The organism is Paenibacillus sp. SZ31 (assembly GCF_012912005.1).
Classification (GTDB): domain Bacteria; phylum Bacillota; class Bacilli; order Paenibacillales; family Paenibacillaceae; genus Paenibacillus.
In genome coordinates this window covers 13,634-29,807 of record NZ_JABBEA010000008.1, presented here as the reverse complement: position 1 = coordinate 29,807, position 16,174 = coordinate 13,634, and the positions used below count along the sequence as shown (strand labels likewise).

Annotated in this window: 16 protein-coding genes; 15 read left to right on the top strand and 1 reads right to left on the bottom strand. The window is 47.4% G+C overall.

The window, feature by feature from the left end:
* Positions 1 to 78: 78 nt before the first annotated feature.
* The 14 genes from hemW (at position 79) to HF638_RS16460 (ending at position 13,063) form a co-directional block, all read left to right on the top strand.
* Positions 79 to 1,263, top strand: coding sequence for a radical SAM family heme chaperone HemW (gene hemW, locus HF638_RS16525; RefSeq protein WP_036668565.1), 1,185 nt, complete (start codon positions 79 to 81; stop codon positions 1,261 to 1,263).
* A gap of 118 nt (positions 1,264 to 1,381) precedes the next feature.
* Complete coding sequence (locus HF638_RS16520; RefSeq protein WP_169481184.1) at positions 1,382 to 1,852, top strand: N-acetyltransferase; 471 nt, start codon at positions 1,382 to 1,384, stop codon at positions 1,850 to 1,852.
* A 253-nt stretch (positions 1,853 to 2,105) separates the two neighbouring features.
* Positions 2,106 to 3,137, top strand: a complete 1,032-nt coding sequence (gene hrcA / locus HF638_RS16515; protein ID WP_036615092.1) for a heat-inducible transcriptional repressor HrcA — start codon at positions 2,106 to 2,108, stop codon at positions 3,135 to 3,137.
* Positions 3,138 to 3,181: 44 nt separating this feature from the next.
* Positions 3,182 to 3,745 (top strand): nucleotide exchange factor GrpE, encoded by a 564-nt coding sequence (grpE, locus tag HF638_RS16510; protein WP_169481183.1) that lies wholly within the window; start codon positions 3,182 to 3,184, stop codon positions 3,743 to 3,745.
* Between the two features lie 160 nt (positions 3,746 to 3,905).
* Positions 3,906 to 5,750: a molecular chaperone DnaK gene (gene dnaK, locus HF638_RS16505; protein ID WP_169481182.1), complete on the top strand. Its 1,845-nt coding sequence runs from the start codon at positions 3,906 to 3,908 to the stop codon at positions 5,748 to 5,750.
* 129 nt (positions 5,751 to 5,879) lie between these two features.
* On the top strand, positions 5,880 to 7,004 hold the full coding sequence (gene dnaJ, locus HF638_RS16500; protein WP_062835521.1) for a molecular chaperone DnaJ: 1,125 nt from the start codon (positions 5,880 to 5,882) through the stop codon (positions 7,002 to 7,004).
* Between the two features lie 242 nt (positions 7,005 to 7,246).
* Positions 7,247 to 7,615, top strand: a complete 369-nt coding sequence (locus tag HF638_RS16495; RefSeq protein WP_017687219.1) for a hypothetical protein — start codon at positions 7,247 to 7,249, stop codon at positions 7,613 to 7,615.
* A gap of 279 nt (positions 7,616 to 7,894) precedes the next feature.
* The gene (locus tag HF638_RS16490) at positions 7,895 to 8,074 is read left to right on the top strand and encodes a YfhD family protein (RefSeq protein WP_062835520.1); all 180 of its coding nucleotides are present in this window, start codon (positions 7,895 to 7,897) and stop codon (positions 8,072 to 8,074) included.
* Complete coding sequence (locus HF638_RS16485) at positions 8,067 to 8,459, top strand: hypothetical protein (protein ID WP_169481181.1); 393 nt, start codon at positions 8,067 to 8,069, stop codon at positions 8,457 to 8,459. The genes HF638_RS16490 and HF638_RS16485 overlap by 8 nt, the downstream gene beginning before the upstream one ends.
* A gap of 160 nt (positions 8,460 to 8,619) precedes the next feature.
* Entirely contained in the window at positions 8,620 to 9,585 is a 966-nt protein-coding gene (gene prmA / locus HF638_RS16480; protein ID WP_169481180.1) for a 50S ribosomal protein L11 methyltransferase, read from the top strand.
* Positions 9,586 to 9,588: 3 nt separating this feature from the next.
* Positions 9,589 to 10,269 (top strand): site-2 protease family protein, encoded by a 681-nt coding sequence (locus HF638_RS16475; RefSeq protein ID WP_169481179.1) that lies wholly within the window; start codon positions 9,589 to 9,591, stop codon positions 10,267 to 10,269.
* A gap of 138 nt (positions 10,270 to 10,407) precedes the next feature.
* Positions 10,408 to 11,172: an RsmE family RNA methyltransferase gene (locus HF638_RS16470; protein WP_169481178.1), complete on the top strand. Its 765-nt coding sequence runs from the start codon at positions 10,408 to 10,410 to the stop codon at positions 11,170 to 11,172.
* Positions 11,173 to 11,174: 2 nt separating this feature from the next.
* Entirely contained in the window at positions 11,175 to 12,521 is a 1,347-nt protein-coding gene (gene mtaB, locus HF638_RS16465) for a tRNA (N(6)-L-threonylcarbamoyladenosine(37)-C(2))-methylthiotransferase MtaB (protein ID WP_169481177.1), read from the top strand.
* A gap of 107 nt (positions 12,522 to 12,628) precedes the next feature.
* A complete protein-coding gene (locus tag HF638_RS16460; protein ID WP_169481176.1) occupies positions 12,629 to 13,063 on the top strand; it encodes an NUDIX hydrolase in 435 nt (144 codons plus the stop codon).
* Between the two features lie 58 nt (positions 13,064 to 13,121).
* On the opposite strand, the gene HF638_RS16455 is transcribed toward HF638_RS16460, so the two are convergent.
* Positions 13,122 to 14,123: a Na/Pi cotransporter family protein gene (locus tag HF638_RS16455; protein ID WP_169481175.1), complete on the bottom strand. Its 1,002-nt coding sequence runs from the start codon at positions 14,121 to 14,123 to the stop codon at positions 13,122 to 13,124.
* Between the two features lie 521 nt (positions 14,124 to 14,644).
* On the opposite strand from HF638_RS16455, the gene HF638_RS16450 reads away from it, so the two are divergent.
* Positions 14,645 to 16,021 (top strand): class I SAM-dependent rRNA methyltransferase, encoded by a 1,377-nt coding sequence (locus tag HF638_RS16450; protein WP_169481174.1) that lies wholly within the window; start codon positions 14,645 to 14,647, stop codon positions 16,019 to 16,021.
* Positions 16,022 to 16,174 lie beyond the last annotated feature (153 nt).

Sequence of the window (16,174 nt, the reverse complement as noted above, 5' to 3'; positions counted from 1 at the left end):
ACAACACAGAATATTAAATAACTAAGCTGAAAGGGAAGCCGGATGGCTTTCCTTTTTTCAAATAGAGGGGGACTTGCCATGACATTGGCAGCACACAGCCGGAAGACAGGTGCGCCCCAAGCGGTGTATCTTCACATTCCCTTTTGCACAAATAAATGTTTTTATTGCGACTTTAACTCCTACGTTCTGAAAGATCAGCCCGTGATGCAATATCTCGAAGCGCTGGAACGGGAGATGGAACATACAGTTAAGGCCAATCCACCGGGCGAGATCAAGACCATATTTGTAGGTGGCGGTACGCCAACAGCTCTGAAACCAGATGAGATGGCAGTGTTTCTTCGTTCCGTCAAAACGTATTTCCCAAATTGGGCGGACGACATTGAATTTTCGATGGAAGCCAACCCGGGAACAACGGATGCGGAGAAGCTCGCTGCCATGAAAGAAGGCGGCGTCAATCGCGTCAGTTTTGGCGTGCAGGCTTTCCAGAATGATCTGCTGACAGGCATTGGTCGTATTCATAATACGGATGATGTATATCGTAGTTTGGAGAACGCTCGTAAAGCGGGCTTGAATAACCTGTCGATTGACCTGATGTTCGGGTTGCCGAACCAGACCGTTGAAATGTTGAATGAGAGCATCGACAAAGCGCTGGAACTGGATCTGCCGCATTACTCCATCTACAGCCTGAAAGTAGAAGAAAATACACTTTTCCATACACTGTATCAGAAGAATCAGTTACCTCTTCCTCATGAAGATGACGAGCTCGAGATGTATCTTCTATTAATGAGACGTATGAAAGAAGCGGGCTATGGACAATACGAGATCAGTAACTTTGCCAAGCCAGGCTTCGAGAGTCGTCACAATATTACCTACTGGCGTAATGAGGACTACTATGGTCTGGGTGCAGGTGCACATGGATATGTAGGCCGCGAACGGCATATGAATATTAAAGGTATAAATCCTTATGTTGAAGCTTCGCGAGCAGGACTGCCTCGTCTGGATCATTTCGAGATCGCTCGGCCGGAGGCCATGGAAGATTATCTGATGGTTGGACTGAGAATGTTGGAGGGAGCTTCGGCCTCACGGTTTAGCGAACAGTTCGGAGAGTCCATGGAAGAAGTGTTTGCGAAGCCTTTGGGCAAAATGCTTAACGCAGGATTGCTTGAGCGCACGGCAGACGGCTTCCGACTGAGCGAGCAGGGTATCCTGTTCGGAAATGACGTTTTTGCGGAGTTTATCGGGTCCATATCGCTGAATTCGTAGCTTGAAATTCTATACGCTTTGTTGTATATTTATTCATATTGATTTTACAGAGCGTGTTAATTTAACAACTACGAAGTCAGCTTTCCTCTGGAAAGCTTGGTAATAGGAGGAGAGCAGGATGTCGGTAATATGCAGAAAAGCCGTGCCGGAAGATGTTGAACCACTGTATGAAATGATTAAGGGCTATGCAGAGCGTGGGATCATGCTTCCGCGATCACGGGAAATACTGCACCGACAGCTGGAGCACTTTGTTGTAGCCGAAGTCGATGGTGAAGTGGTGGGCTGCGGATCGCTTTGTCGTCTAGGGAATGATTTGGTGGAAGTCAGATCACTCGGTATCTCGGAAGGGCATAAAGGGCTCGGAATTGGCTCCAAATTGCTGGATCGATTGGTAGAAGAAGCCGAAAAACAACAGATTCCAAAGGTAATGGCGTTGACATATGAAGTGTCCTTCTTCCTCAAAAACGGCTTTGCCGTGGTGGAAAAAGAGATTTTCCCCGAGAAAGTATGGACCGACTGTGTTCATTGCAGCAAGCAGGATTGTTGTGATGAGATCGCGGTATTAAAAGAGCTTAACGTTTCGGCCTAACAACTGAATGGACTGCATGGATCGAGCCGAGTCAACCTCTGCCCTACATGCAGTCCTTTTTACTTCAAAGGATGTTCAATAAAGTTGTTAGTACTCGCCGACATTGGTCTATACTATAAATAGATGAGCCCACTCATCAAACTCACTTGACAATGTTCACGTCAGTTTGGTATTTTTGTATTACCGCTTAGCACTCATCTAACCGGAGTGCTAACGACATGGGACAGTGCAGTCAGAAGGAGGGATACTCACCATGTTAACAGAGCGTCAACGAATGATTCTGAACGCTATAGTGGATGACTATATCCGTTCAGCTGAGCCCGTAGGGTCCCGGAGCATTTCCAAAAGGGGAGATGTTGGATACAGTCCGGCGACGATCCGAAATGAAATGGCGGACCTTGAAGATATGGGTTTCTTGGAACAACCGCATACATCGGCAGGACGCATTCCTTCCCATAAAGGCTATCGATATTATGTCGATCATTTGGTTCCCTGGAATCAGGTGGAGCCTCAAGAGTTGGATGATCTGAAGTCGTTCTTCGCCGAAAAGCTGAACGTTATGGAACAAGTTATTCAGCATGCATCCAATATTTTGTCACATATGACGAATTATACTTCGATCCTGCTTGGACCGGAAGTATTCCATACGTCCCTTCGTCACTTCCAGTTGCTTCCGCTGAACGAGAGTGAAGCTGTGGCAATCATCGTGACCAACACAGGTCAGGTAGAGAACAAGACGGTCCAGATTCCACCAGAAATCTCGGTCGCCGAGATGGAGAATGTGGTTCGCCTGTTAAATACCAAGCTTGTGGGCGTGCCAATTTACAAATTAAAATCTCGTCTCTATACCGAACTTGGGCAAGAGATGGAACGGCATATTACACGTTATGAGGAAGTTATGCAGGTGTTGAACAGTGCCTTTGACAACGAACATGATAATCGTCTGTTCCTCAGTGGTGCCACCAATATGTTGACTCAACCGGAGTTTAAAGATATCGAAAAGGTAAAAGATATTCTGGACCTGCTGGAAGAGACACCAACACTCATGAAATTGATGATGCCCGTGCCGGGTGGATCTGGTATTCAAGTGCGAATTGGCACTGAGAATGATCATGAAGCCTTTGCTAACTGCAGCCTGATTACAGCCTCCTATTCATTGGACGGTGAGGCTTTGGGTTCGATCGGTATTCTGGGACCCACACGGATGGATTACGCACGTGTCATTCATATTTTAAATACACTATCCCGTGATTTGACGGCGATGCTGACGCATCGTTTCAAATAAGAGACGGGAATGAACCATTTTATTCGTATAAGGAGGTGAACATCTTGAAAGAGGAGCAATCATTTACAGAAGAACAAGAAGTAACAGCAGCTGAGCAGGAGCCTGTCAATGAAGCTGGCGCTGCAGAAGCACAAGCTGAAGAAATCGCTGATCAGGAGCAGGATGAGCTTGCACGTCTGAAGGCAGAAGCTGAGGAACAACAGCAGCGTTATGTCCGTGCACAAGCTGATTTTGACAACTTCCGTCGTCGTACGCAGAAGGAAAAAGAAGAATTGGCTAAATACGCTTCGATGAAGCTGGTCACCGAACTGGTACCGGTTATTGATAACTTCGAGCGCGCCATGGCTACTGTACCGGAAGGAACAGAGTCCGAATCTTTCTCCAAAGGCATCCAAATGATTTTCCGTCAATTGGAAACTGTGATGACGAATGAAGGACTGACAGCAATGGAATCGGTAGGACAACCGTTCAATCCTGAATTCCACCAAGCAATCATGCAAGTGGAGAGCGACGAATACGAAGAAGGTATCGTTGTTGAGGAAGTCCAAAGAGGCTACATGCTGAAAGATAAAGTGCTTCGTCCAGCTATGGTTAAAGTCAGCTCATAATTTCCGTATTGGAAAGAATGAGTCGGTTCCTTGGTTGAACAATGTGGGCGAAGTTTAATATAAAGGTTTGTACACATAGAGCACGATTAGCAACATGAACATCTAATAAGGGTCATATCAGACCCATTCATTTTAAATTGTTGAGGGAGGAAATTTTCGGATGAGCAAAGTAATCGGTATTGACTTAGGAACAACAAACTCATGCGTAGCAGTAATGGAAGGCGGCGAGGCTGTCGTAATTCCAAATCCGGAGGGCGCACGTACAACTCCATCCGTAGTAGGTTTCAAAAAAGATGGAGAGCGCGTTGTTGGTGAAACAGCAAAACGTCAAGCCATCACAAATCCGGATCGTACCATCATGTCGATCAAACGTCACATGGGTACTTCCCACAAGGAAACAATCGATAGCAAAGACTACTCTGCACAAGAGATCTCAGCAATCATCCTGCAAAAATTGAAATCCGATGCTGAAGCTTATCTGGGTCAAACGGTAACTCAAGCAGTTATCACTGTACCAGCTTACTTCAATGACAGTCAGCGTCAAGCGACTAAAGATGCGGGTAAAATTGCAGGTTTGGAAGTTTTGCGTATCGTCAACGAGCCAACAGCAGCAGCTTTGGCATACGGTATGGAGAAATCCGAAGACCAAACGATCCTCGTATATGACCTGGGTGGCGGTACGTTCGACGTATCCATTCTTGAACTGGGTGATGGCTTCTTCGAAGTTAAAGCAACTAGCGGGGACAACCAATTGGGCGGCGATGACTTTGACCAAGTGATCATCGATTACCTCGTAAGTGAATTCAAAAAAGATCAAGGCATTGACTTGAGCAAAGATAAAGCAGCGGTTCAACGTTTGAAAGATGCAGCGGAAAAAGCGAAAAAAGAACTTTCCGGCGTATTGACTACAACGATCTCGTTGCCGTTCATCACAGTTGCTGATGGCGTTCCTCAGCATTTGGAATTGAACCTGAGCCGTGCGAAATTTGAAGAAATCTCTGAAGGTCTGGTTGAGCGTACGCTTGAACCAACTCGTCGTGCATTGAGCGATGCAGGTATGACAGCTAACGATATCGACAAGATCGTATTGGTTGGTGGTTCTACACGGATTCCTGCAGTACAAGAAGCGATCAAAAAACTGACGGGTAAAGACCCTCACAAAGGCGTTAACCCGGATGAAGTTGTAGCTTTGGGTGCTGCTGTACAAGCGGGCGTACTGACTGGTGATGTGAAAGACGTTGTATTGCTCGACGTAACTCCATTGTCCCTGGGTATCGAAACAGCGGGTGGCGTATTCACTAAAATGATCGAGCGTAACACAACGATCCCTACAAGCAAATCTCAAGTGTTCTCCACATATGCAGACAATCAACCAAGCGTTGAGATTCATGTTCTGCAAGGTGAGCGTGAGATGGCAGCGGGTAACAAATCACTTGGACGTTTCATGTTGGGTGATATTCCGCCAGCTCCACGTGGCGTTCCACAGATCGAAGTTAGCTTCGATATTGATGCCAACGGTATCGTTAACGTATCTGCAACAGATAAAGGTACAAACAAAACTCAAAAAATCACAATCACTTCTTCCAGCGGTTTGAGCGATGCTGAAGTTGAGCAAATGATGAAAGATGCTGAGCTGCACGCTGAAGAAGATAAAAAACGCAGAGAACTCGTTGAAGCGAAAAACAGTGCAGATCAACTGATCTACTCTGTTGACAAAACGATCAAAGATCTTGGCGAAAAAGCAGACGCTGGCGAAGTTGAAAAAGCGAATGCTGCCAAAGAAAAACTGCAAGGCGTTCTGGCTTCCGACAACCTGGAGGATATCAAAGCTGCTACAGAAGAACTGACAGAGATCGTTCAACAACTGTCTGTGAAACTGTATGAGCAAGCACAGGCGCAAGAGCAAGAAGCACAAGGTGCTGAAGAGCAACAAGGTTCTGCAAAACGTGATAACGTCGTAGACGCTGATTACGAAGTTGTGGACGAAGATAAAAAACAAAACTAATTCGTAGTTCTACGCGAATTAATCATCGGTGACGTTCGAATTAGAGGGAAAGTCATAGCCGGGGCTCCCGTGCTTTGGCTTTCCTTTTGTCACGATGTGCGATATGGTGAATGATATGGGGGTGGAAGAGTGGCTGAAAAGCGTGATTATTATGAGGTGCTTGGCGTTAGTAAAACGGCTAACGACGATGAGATTAAAAAGGCTTACCGTAAGCTTGCCCGTCAGTATCACCCTGACGTAAACAAGGCTGCTGATGCGGAAGCTAAATTTAAAGAAGTTAAAGAAGCTTATGATGTCGTGAGTGACGGTCAGAAGCGTGCGCAGTATGATCAATATGGTCATGTCGATCCGAATCAAGGTGGATTCGGTGGTGGCGGTGATTTTGGCGGCGGCGGATTTGGCGACATCTTCGACATGTTCTTTGGCGGTGGTGGCGGTGGACGACGTGATCCAAATGCTCCGCAACGGGGGAATGATCTGCAGTACACGATGACGATTGAGTTCAAGGAAGCCGTATTCGGCAAAGAAACCGATATTACGATTCCACGTACCGAAGGCTGTGATACCTGTCATGGCTCAGGTGCCAAACCTGGAACGAAACCGGAAACCTGCTCGGTCTGCCAAGGTAGCGGTCAGCAGGAAGTCGTGCAAAATACACCGTTCGGTCGTATGGTTAATCGTCGTGCATGTTCGAACTGTAGCGGTTCGGGCCAAATTATCAAAGAAAAATGTACTACGTGCAGTGGCAGCGGTAAAGTTCGCAAGCAACGCAAAATCCATGTCCGCATTCCAGCGGGTGTAGATGATGGCGCGCAACTTCGTATGACAGGTGAAGGCGAGGGCGGTCTGCGTGGCGGACCAGCGGGAGATCTGTATATTGTCATTCGCGTGAAATCACATGATTTCTTCGAGCGCGAAGGCGACGATATTTATTGCGAAATCCCACTTACCTTTGCTCAAGCAGCTCTGGGAGATGAAGTTGAGATCCCGACGTTGACCGAGAAAGTGAAGTTGAAAGTACCAGCCGGTACACAAACGGGAACGTATTTCCGTCTCAAAGGCAAAGGTGTACCACGCCTGCGCGGTATGGGGCAAGGGGATCAACATGTGAAAGTGGTTGTAGTTACCCCTAGTAAGCTGAATGACGAGCAGAAAGATCTGCTTCGCCAAATTGCTGCGCTGGATGGAGAGCAAACACATGAGCATGAACAATCCTTCTTTGACAGAGTGAAACGCGCCTTCCGCGGCGACTGAGAATAAAATATAGCAATCCCAAAAGGACACCACTGCGGTTTTTACCGTGGGGTGTCCTTTTTTTTGTACGCCTTTTTTTAGTGGTTCAGTGGTTTTCGCAAATCCATGGATTTATGCTACAAAGCACGACAGCAATTTGTGGGAGCATTTCGGTATATTCTGAGCAAACTTGCGGAAAGATAGCATGGCGAGAATGATATGCATAGCTGATATGCGAGAAATTAGGGAAGCAGGTGAAGCGGATGACCGAGAAAAATATTTTGGCGTACTTTCATAGCCCGGAGCAAGCTCAAGGGGCAGCCAAAAAACTGGAGGCATTGCGAGTGGAGGACCTGTCGATTAATCGATTCAGCCGATATGCGGGTGTAGGACCAAGCGGGGCTTCCTACAAGCCGGGCGTTTCCGGCAGTTTTTCATCATGGGTGCCCGATTCGATGCAGACGAATGCCAGTGCTGGAATCATGGCTGCGGCGGATCCTTCTGCAAGCGGCATGAGTGATGGTGGACAGGGTGGACCTACAGGAAGAGATGTATTACTAACGGTCATCGTAGATGAATCGGTACATCACCGCGCTATGTCTATAATCGAACAAGCCGGTGGAATGATCTAGTTTCAAGAAATCCATAGTTAGACCAACAATATAAGATTCAATCTAAATATTTACACAATAACGGAGAGGACAGAAAAAACCTGAAGAAGCGAAGCGTTCGCCTAAAAGCTTTCGCAAGAAAGCTACTTCGGAAGCATACGCTATCCCCGGATTTTCCCTTTGAGAATGGGAATTAAAAAAATCTGGGGATAACAGCGATCGGAAGGTTGTTCTGTCATCGGAGTGTCAGTGTAAATACGATTTAGTTGAACTTATACAATTTGAAGGAGGAGCATTACAATGGCAGAACATGAACGTCCAGGCAAGATTCTAACGAAAACGGAAAAGATGAAACGATTGCAGTCCGCGAAAAATGAGGACGTGGAATTCAGCGCTGAAGCTGCGGATCATGAGGATATAGAAGCACTACGCCGCAGTGAAGCGGCTGATCGACGTCAGGGACGGGAGCTTCATGACTGAAGATCGCTCGGCAGTGACCCTCGAAGCTGTATTTACAAGCTGGACTGAGGCCGAGTCTGCACGCAGAGCCTTGGAATTGTTACACCCGAACCAATTGAGTATCGAGAGCCTTGGCAATGAAGCTTCTGCATTGGACTCACACGATGTTACGGGCTCCGATAATTCTCCAACCGCTGTTGTCGGAGGGTTTAGTGGCGAACTGAATGTACTTGCCCTGATTAGTGATGAAACGGAAATGTTATCCAATGGTCAGGTGTATGATACGCCCAAAGAGGATTCGGCCAACAGGCTAAAACAAGAAATTTTGCTGACCGTGTCCGTTTCCAATGATTCACTGCCGCAAGCTGCAGAGATGATCACGCAGAACGGTGGACGTTTTTGCTAAGTAAATGAAATAGATATGGTTGAATAGATGACAGGATATTCGAGCAGTTAGACTGCGGATATCCTGTTTTGTTTTTCTTTTAGTGGTCGGCTTTGTGCTCCGGCTCGCTTGTGTAGTACAATAGTTGGGATGTTTGAAAAATGAGGAGGAAAAACCAAGTATGTTATGGCATGAACTAACAATACATACCACAGAAGAAGCTGTGGAGATGATTTCGAATTTTTTACATGAAGCGGGTGCTGGAGGGGTTTCGATTGAAGAGTCCGGTACTTTAAATAAAAAACGGGACACAACGTATGGTGAGTTATACGACGTTCCTTTGAATGATATTCCTGAAGGCTTTGCAGTCATCAAAGGATACTTCTCCGAAGGTACAGATATGGCTGAATTACAGTCAGAAGTTCATCCGAGAATCGAGGAACTCTCCGAATTCGGAATTGATACAGGTGAGGTTCGTTATGAGACGCGTACAGTGGACGAGGATGACTGGGCAACGGCCTGGAAGCAATATTTCAAGCCGGTACGTGTATCGGAACGTCTGACGATCAAACCAACGTGGGAAGAGTATACGCCAGAAAGTCCGGATGAGAAAATAATTGAGCTTGATCCAGGCATGGCTTTTGGTACAGGAACCCACCCAACGACCTCCCTCTGCTTGCGCACACTGGAAACGGTTATTCAAGGCGGCGAGGAAGTTATTGACGTAGGTACAGGTTCGGGTATTTTGGCTATCGGAGCTATAAAACTTGGGGCAAAACATGTACTGGCGCTGGATCTTGATCCGGTTGCAGTAATCAGCGCCAGGGAGAATGTGGAACTGAATGGGCTGGAGCAACAAATTACGGTTAAAGAGAGTGATCTGTTGTCCGTCCTTGGGAGTCAGGACCCTGCGCTTGGTGTGCAACTGCCAGTTAAGGTTGTCGTGGCGAACATTCTGGCTGAGATCATTTTGTTGTTCGTAGACGATGTCTATAATGCGCTTGAGTCGGGTGGCACCTATATTGTATCAGGCATTTGGAAGAACAAAGAGCAGGTTGTACATGATGCACTGGTAGCCTCCGGGTTTGAAGTGAGTGCGATCCATCGTGATGAGGATTGGCTGGCGTTTGTAGCCAGAAAGGGGTAACGTATGGACTTTTGGAATTCGTTCTTTCGTTATCCGATCGATCAGCTTCCGTTTTTCCTGCTGACCATTCTGATCGCTTTTACGGTGCATGAATTCTCGCATGCGTATTTCGCCAACAAATTCGGTGATCCGACAGCCAAGCTGTTGGGTCGGGTTACACTGAATCCGGTTGTGCATTTTGACCTGTTTGGTGTGCTCCTTCTCATTATTGCCGGCTTCGGTTGGGCACGTCCGGTTCCGGTTAATCGGGCTAACTTCGACAAGCCTAGATTGATGGGCATAATCGTATCCGCAGCAGGGCCTCTGAGCAACCTGTTGCTCGCGATCATCGGTACAATCATCTATGCGTCACTTGTTGGTTCAGGAGCACTCGGCGGGATTGATAATGAGCGGCTACTGACAGCAATTACGACGTTCTTCGCTATCTTTAACTTAACAAACTTTTTCCTGTTCCTGTTTAACTTGATTCCGTTGCCCCCGTTGGATGGTTATCGGATTCTAGAGGATGTACTGCCACCTTCAATCAGCCGCAAGCTGCAAGGTGTGGAGCAATGGTCCATTTTTATTTTCTTATTGATTCTTGTTATTCCTCCGTTGCAAAATGTAACGATTCAACCTTTGTATGAGTTTGCGCAAACGATGTATGTGGATCTGGCAAAGGTGATTATTGAATTATATCGCTAAAAGCGTATCGTGTTTTGGACGGATATACTGGTCAGAAACATGTAAAAGTTGTATGATCATCTGTGGCGATTGGATTCATGCCTGCGAACAGGCGGGGTGAATTCCAATCATAACAGGACAGAATGGGTGGATTGACTTATGCAGCGATATTTTGTATCTGCAGAACAGTTTAATGAACACGCTGTGATCATCACAGGTGATGATGCACGCCATATCGGCAAGGTTATGCGTGGTAAACCTGGAGATAAACTGATTGTCAGTGACGGAAACTCCAGAGAAGCACTCGTGGAGATTGAGACGATTGAAGCTGGCCAAGTTACGGCCAATATTGTAGAACCTTTGGTTATGGACCATGAAGCGCGGATTCGCGTAACCGTGGCACAGAGTTTGCCCAAAGGCGACAAGATGGAGACCGTTATCCAGAGATGTACTGAGATTGGGGCGGTATCATTTGTACCCTTCCTATCAGAACGTACGATTGTACAATATGATGCCAAGAAAGAAGGCAAACGTTTGGAGCGGTGGCGGAAAATTGCCAAGGAAGCTGCCGAACAGAGTCACCGGAATCGCATTCCATCCGTTGAGCAGCCGCTTTCCTGGAAAGGGCTGTTATCTTCTTTTGAGGGCTATAGCCTGGTATGTTATTGTTATGAGAAAGAAAACGGTAAACAGCTGAGAGATGCGCTGAAACCGTTTGTTGAGCAGCTTGCACCTGGTGCAAGTGCAGAAGTATTGATCGTTGTTGGACCGGAAGGTGGATTTTCTGAGAAGGAGACGGCAGAAGCTGATCAGGCAGGTGCTGTATCTGTTGGACTGGGCAAACGCATTTTGCGTGCTGAGACAGCAGGGATGGCAGCACTAACTTGTGTGCTATATGAATCCGGAGAAATGGGAGGAATGTAATTATGCCATCCGTGGCGTTTTACACCTTAGGCTGCAAAGTTAATTTCTATGATACAGAGGCGATTTGGCAATTGTTCAAAAACGAAGGATACGATCAAGTGGACTTTGATGAACAGACAGCGGATGTATACTTGATTAATACTTGTACAGTAACCAATACCGGCGACAAAAAGAGCCGTCAAATTATTCGTCGTGCCATTCGGCGCAACCCGGAGGCCATTGTGGCCGTTACAGGCTGCTATGCGCAGACTTCTCCGGCAGAGATTCTGGACATCCCTGGCGTGGATCTGGTTATCGGTACACAGGACCGTGACAAGATTTTGCCATATGTTAATGAAATTCAGGAGTCCCGTCAACCGGTTAACGCGGTGCGTAATATTATGAAAACCCGTGTATTTGAAGAAATGGACGTACCGGATTTTGCTGACCGTACCCGCGCGTTCCTGAAGATTCAGGATGGTTGCAACAACTTCTGTACGTTCTGCATTATTCCGTGGTCTCGTGGTCTCTCACGCAGCCGGGAAGCGAACAGCATTGTTCAACAAGCGCATCAACTCGTACACTCTGGATACAAGGAGATTGTTCTGACTGGTATTCATACAGGTGGGTATGGGGATGACATGGAGAACTATGATCTGACCGATCTGCTGTGGGATTTGGATAAAGTAGAGGGTCTGGAGCGTATTCGAATCAGCTCGATTGAAGCGAGTCAGATCGATGACCGCATGCTCGACGTGATCAAACGTTCGGACAAACTCGTCCGTCACTTCCATATTCCGCTGCAAGCCGGGGATGATACAGTATTGAAACGCATGCGTCGCAAATATACGACAGAAGAGTTCTACAACAAAATGCTTCGCATTCGGGAAGCGATGCCAGATGTGGCGATTACGACTGACATTATTGTTGGATTTCCGGGTGAGACGGATGAGATGTACCGTAATGGCTATGAGTTGATTCGGAAAATCGGTTTCTCCGAAATGCACGTATTCCCTTATTCCAAGCGTACGGGTACACCAGCAGCACGAATGGAAGATCAGGTGGACGAAGAGGTCAAAAATGCACGTGTGCATGAACTGATTGACTTGTCCGAGCAGATGCAGCTGGAGTACGCTGAGCAGTTTGTCGGACAGGTACTCGATGTCATTCCTGAAGGTGAAGCCAAAGGCCGCGAGGGAAGTGGCAAGCTGCACGGTTATAGCGACAACTACATTCAGCTGGTCTTTGACGGAAGCATGGATATGGTCGGTAAAGTGTGCCGAGTCAAAGTGGTTAAAGCCGGCGTCAACGAGAGTCAGGCTACGCTGGTACGTGTGTTGGAAGAGAATCTTAAGTCCGCCGCGATGTAATCGAGGCGTCAGAAACAAGGATTTCATTTCCTTGGGGAGCTTACCCGGGAGATGAGGTCCTTCTTTTGCAAAAAAATAAGATATCGAAGTCGATGGGGGAGAGCACGATGAACAAAAAAGAAATTTCAGCAGGCGGAGTTGTCTATAGAACAGGGGAAGACGGAGGTCTTCAAATTCAGCTTATCGTAGATCGTTATGGTAAAACGACTCTCGCCAAGGGCAAAATGGAAGATGGAGAAACAATTGAACAGACGGCACTGCGTGAGATTCTGGAAGAGACGGGTATGGTGGGTCGTATTGTGGAGCCAGTTGATATCATTGCATATACGTACCAACATGCAGAGTTCGGTCCGGTAGATAAGGAAGTCCATTACTATCTTGTTGAAGCCGAGAGTGGTGATTTACAGCCTCAGATTGAAGAGATCAAGGGTGTGGATTGGTATGCTCCGGAAGAAGCATGGTCCAGACAGCAGCAGAGCGGATATGATAATAACGATGACATCTTGCGCGTAGCACTGAACAAGTTGGGCATTAACGTATAACGAGTGGTTGTCTTGTCCAGTTAGCGCACACGTTCTGCAGGTCTGGATAGGCAGATCATCAAGCCACGGGTGACTTCGCCGCGGGGGCGTGGACCGGTGGTTTTTTGTGCCAGATTGGCAAGTAACAGAACGGCAAAGCAAGCAGTGAACTGGTGATGTTAAAAAGGGTCTGGGCATGCGCAATCTGTGCCCCGTTGTCCGCTGACAGCCAGGCCGAAGCTGCATGCAGCTGGCCGATCAGCGGCATAAACAGCAGCGCTCCCGCAATATTTAATACAACATGGGAGGCTGCAACAAATTTGCCTGCGGATGCTCCGCCCGCGGCAGCGATCACGGCGGTGATGCAGGTCCCTACGTTGGACCCGATCACAATGGCGATGCCGATCTCCACAGGTAATACCCCTGTGGCTGCGAGCGTAATCGCCATACTAATGACAGCTGCGCTACTGTGAATAAGTGCGGTAAGACATGCACCTGCCAGGAAGCCCCACCACAAGCTGTCGGCCGAGCGGTCGAGAAACCATTGAAATACGCCCATGCTACGCAAGGGCAAGGCAATGGATTGCATCACCTGAATGCCTGTCATAACAAGTGCAAATCCCGCAGCTGCGAGGAAGCTGTACTGGATGTTAAACAGAGTCTGACGCGTGCGTTCAGGAGCAGCCAGATTACGTTCACCAAGTACAACAAACATGGCCCAGCCCGTCAGCGACAGGATGAGTAGAGGCAGTGAAGCACGTCCGATCTGCAGTCCCACCAGCTCCGTCGTCAGACATGTCCCGATGTTAGTGCCGAGGATGATGCCGAGTGTGCGTCCATAGGTAAGTAACCGAGCATTAGCCAGTCCAATGGTGAGTACGGTGACCGCAGTACTACTCTGCAACAGGGCTGTTGCACCCGCACTGAAAGCCATGCCTTTCCATGGAGCAGAGGTAGCCCGATTGAGCCAACCTGCCAGCATAGGTCCAGCCATGCGCTGCAAGGCCGTTTCCATCAGCTTCATGCCACCAAAAAAGATAATAAGCCCATAGAGTAAGGGCAATATAACATCTCTAAACATAGAAACATCATTCCTTCCGTCCGGTTCCTTAACTCATCCTATGAGTAAACAAAGACAACCATGACAAGCCTAAAGGAATTCAGAGGGAAGCAACGGTGATTCGTGCAAACGTAGCGGAGAGATGAATCAAATCTGAGGAAGCGAACCACACGTGTGTGTGGCGGTTATTTAAGACTTTTTTGAGTAGGGAGTCCCGAAAAAAGAATAGCAGCGATCAGATACCAATCCAAAACCCTTACGTTATTTAAATAAAGCGAGCGAAGTAACAATTCGTCAATGAAGCGTCTTAATTGCCCCACCCCAATTCGAAAGATACGGTGATTCGTGCAAGTGTAGCGAAGAAGACGAAATTGTTACCGAAGAAGCGAAGCGCTCGCCTTTATCCCCGGATTTTCCCTTTAAGAAAGGGAATCAAAAAAAAATCTGGGGATAACAGCGATCAGAGGAACAATTCGTCGCCGTAGCGTCTCCTTTGCACAAAACCTATCTTTTCAACTAACTATGAAAGAAGTGGATCTACCTTGCCATCAGTTACACTCGAACGCAGTCGCAAAAAGCGGCTTGAACATGCACATCCATGGATATTTAACAACGAAATTGCCTCTGTTGACGGAAACCCGGAACCGGGAGATCTGGTCAATGTATTGAATCATCAAGGTCGCTATCTGGCGACAGGTTATTACAATCCCGCATCTCAGATCACTGTAAGGGTTGTAGCGTATCAACCGCTGGAGTCCGAACAGATGGACACGGCGTTCTTTGCAGCTCGTTTCCGCGATTGCTTGCGTCACCGGGAACGTTTTATCCAGGATGGAGAGGCATACCGTCTCGTTTACGGCGAAGCAGATTTTCTACCAGGATTGATCGTTGACCGTTTCGGTAGCATCCTCGTTGTACAGTTGCTTACACTTGGCATGGATCGTTGCCGTGAAGCCATTGTACAGGCACTCATTGAAGTAATGCAGCCGGAAGGCATCTATGAGCGCAGTGATGTCTCGATTCGTGAACTGGAAGGATTGGAGCAGACCAAAGGTCCGCTGTACGGGGAGTGCCCACGTCATGTCACTGTTACAGAGAACGGACTACTCATTAAAGTGGACATCGTGGAAGGACAAAAGACAGGTTACTTCTTCGACCAACGTGAGAATCGTGCAGCGATCGAACCGCTCATGAAGGGTTGGGGCTATAAGAGTGGAATTACACTGCAACAGACCGAGCAGGATGGCACAGAGCAACTCTTGCCTGTGAATAAAAGCGGTAAGGTAGTTACATTCCCTTATTGGGATGGTGCGACTGTACTGGAGTGCTTCTCTCACACGGGCAGCTTTACGTTAAATGCCTGCAAGTATGGAGCTAAAAAAGTGACTTGTCTTGATATTTCGGAGCATGCCATTGAGAGTGCACGAACAAATGTGGAGTTGAACGGTTTTACCGACCGGGTCGAATTCGTAGTTGCCGATGCATTCCAGTACTTGCGTGAACAGGTGAAAGGACTGGATGAACGTACTGCACGTGCGCGTGCTGCCGAACAGAAAGTAGATACATCCAAAGCCCTTGCAGCTGGCGGTAAAACATTTGATGTGGTCATCCTCGATCCCCCGGCGTTTGCCAAAACGAAATCAGCAGTTAAAGGTGCGTGCCGTGGATATAAGGATATCAACCTGCAAGGAATGAAACTGGTTAATGAGGGCGGATATTTGGTAACAGCCAGCTGTTCGTATCACATGCGTCCAGACCTCTTCCTGGACACGATTGCGGATGCAGCAGAAGATGCAGGCAAAGTGCTGCGTCTAATCGACTGGAAGGCAGCCGGTAAGGACCACCCGCAAATTTTGGGCGTGGATGAAGGACATTACCTGAAATTTGCTATTTTCGAAGTGCGCAGTAAAAAGAATTAATCGTATGATTTCCGTTCCAATTAAGTATAGATCAAGTCAAAAGTCCACAGTGTGATAGCTGCGGGCTTTTTGCTGTTTTGCTGTGTTAACGGAGATGATATCCGGTTTTACCGGATAGTGGCAAACGTATGTTCCGAACCAAGTCAGATATGT

Excerpts from the sequence above, each read along its gene's own strand:
- dnaK (WP_169481182.1), top strand. The coding sequence starts at position 3,906 with ATGAGCAAAGTAATCGGTATTGACTTAGGAACAACAAACTCATGCGTA.
- HF638_RS16475 (WP_169481179.1), top strand. The coding sequence starts at position 9,589 with ATGGACTTTTGGAATTCGTTCTTTCGTTATCCGATCGATCAGCTTCCG.
- HF638_RS16470 (WP_169481178.1), top strand. The coding sequence starts at position 10,408 with ATGCAGCGATATTTTGTATCTGCAGAACAGTTTAATGAACACGCTGTG.
- HF638_RS16485 (WP_169481181.1), top strand. The coding sequence starts at position 8,067 with ATGACTGAAGATCGCTCGGCAGTGACCCTCGAAGCTGTATTTACAAGC.
- mtaB (WP_169481177.1), top strand. The coding sequence starts at position 11,175 with ATGCCATCCGTGGCGTTTTACACCTTAGGCTGCAAAGTTAATTTCTAT.
- HF638_RS16490 (WP_062835520.1), top strand. The coding sequence starts at position 7,895 with ATGGCAGAACATGAACGTCCAGGCAAGATTCTAACGAAAACGGAAAAG.
- hrcA (WP_036615092.1), top strand. The coding sequence starts at position 2,106 with ATGTTAACAGAGCGTCAACGAATGATTCTGAACGCTATAGTGGATGAC.
- HF638_RS16495 (WP_017687219.1), top strand. The coding sequence starts at position 7,247 with ATGACCGAGAAAAATATTTTGGCGTACTTTCATAGCCCGGAGCAAGCT.
- HF638_RS16460 (WP_169481176.1), top strand. The coding sequence starts at position 12,629 with ATGAACAAAAAAGAAATTTCAGCAGGCGGAGTTGTCTATAGAACAGGG.
- HF638_RS16520 (WP_169481184.1), top strand. The coding sequence starts at position 1,382 with ATGTCGGTAATATGCAGAAAAGCCGTGCCGGAAGATGTTGAACCACTG.
- hemW (WP_036668565.1), top strand. The coding sequence starts at position 79 with ATGACATTGGCAGCACACAGCCGGAAGACAGGTGCGCCCCAAGCGGTG.
- prmA (WP_169481180.1), top strand. The coding sequence starts at position 8,620 with ATGTTATGGCATGAACTAACAATACATACCACAGAAGAAGCTGTGGAG.
- HF638_RS16455 (WP_169481175.1), bottom strand. The coding sequence starts at position 14,123 with ATGTTTAGAGATGTTATATTGCCCTTACTCTATGGGCTTATTATCTTT.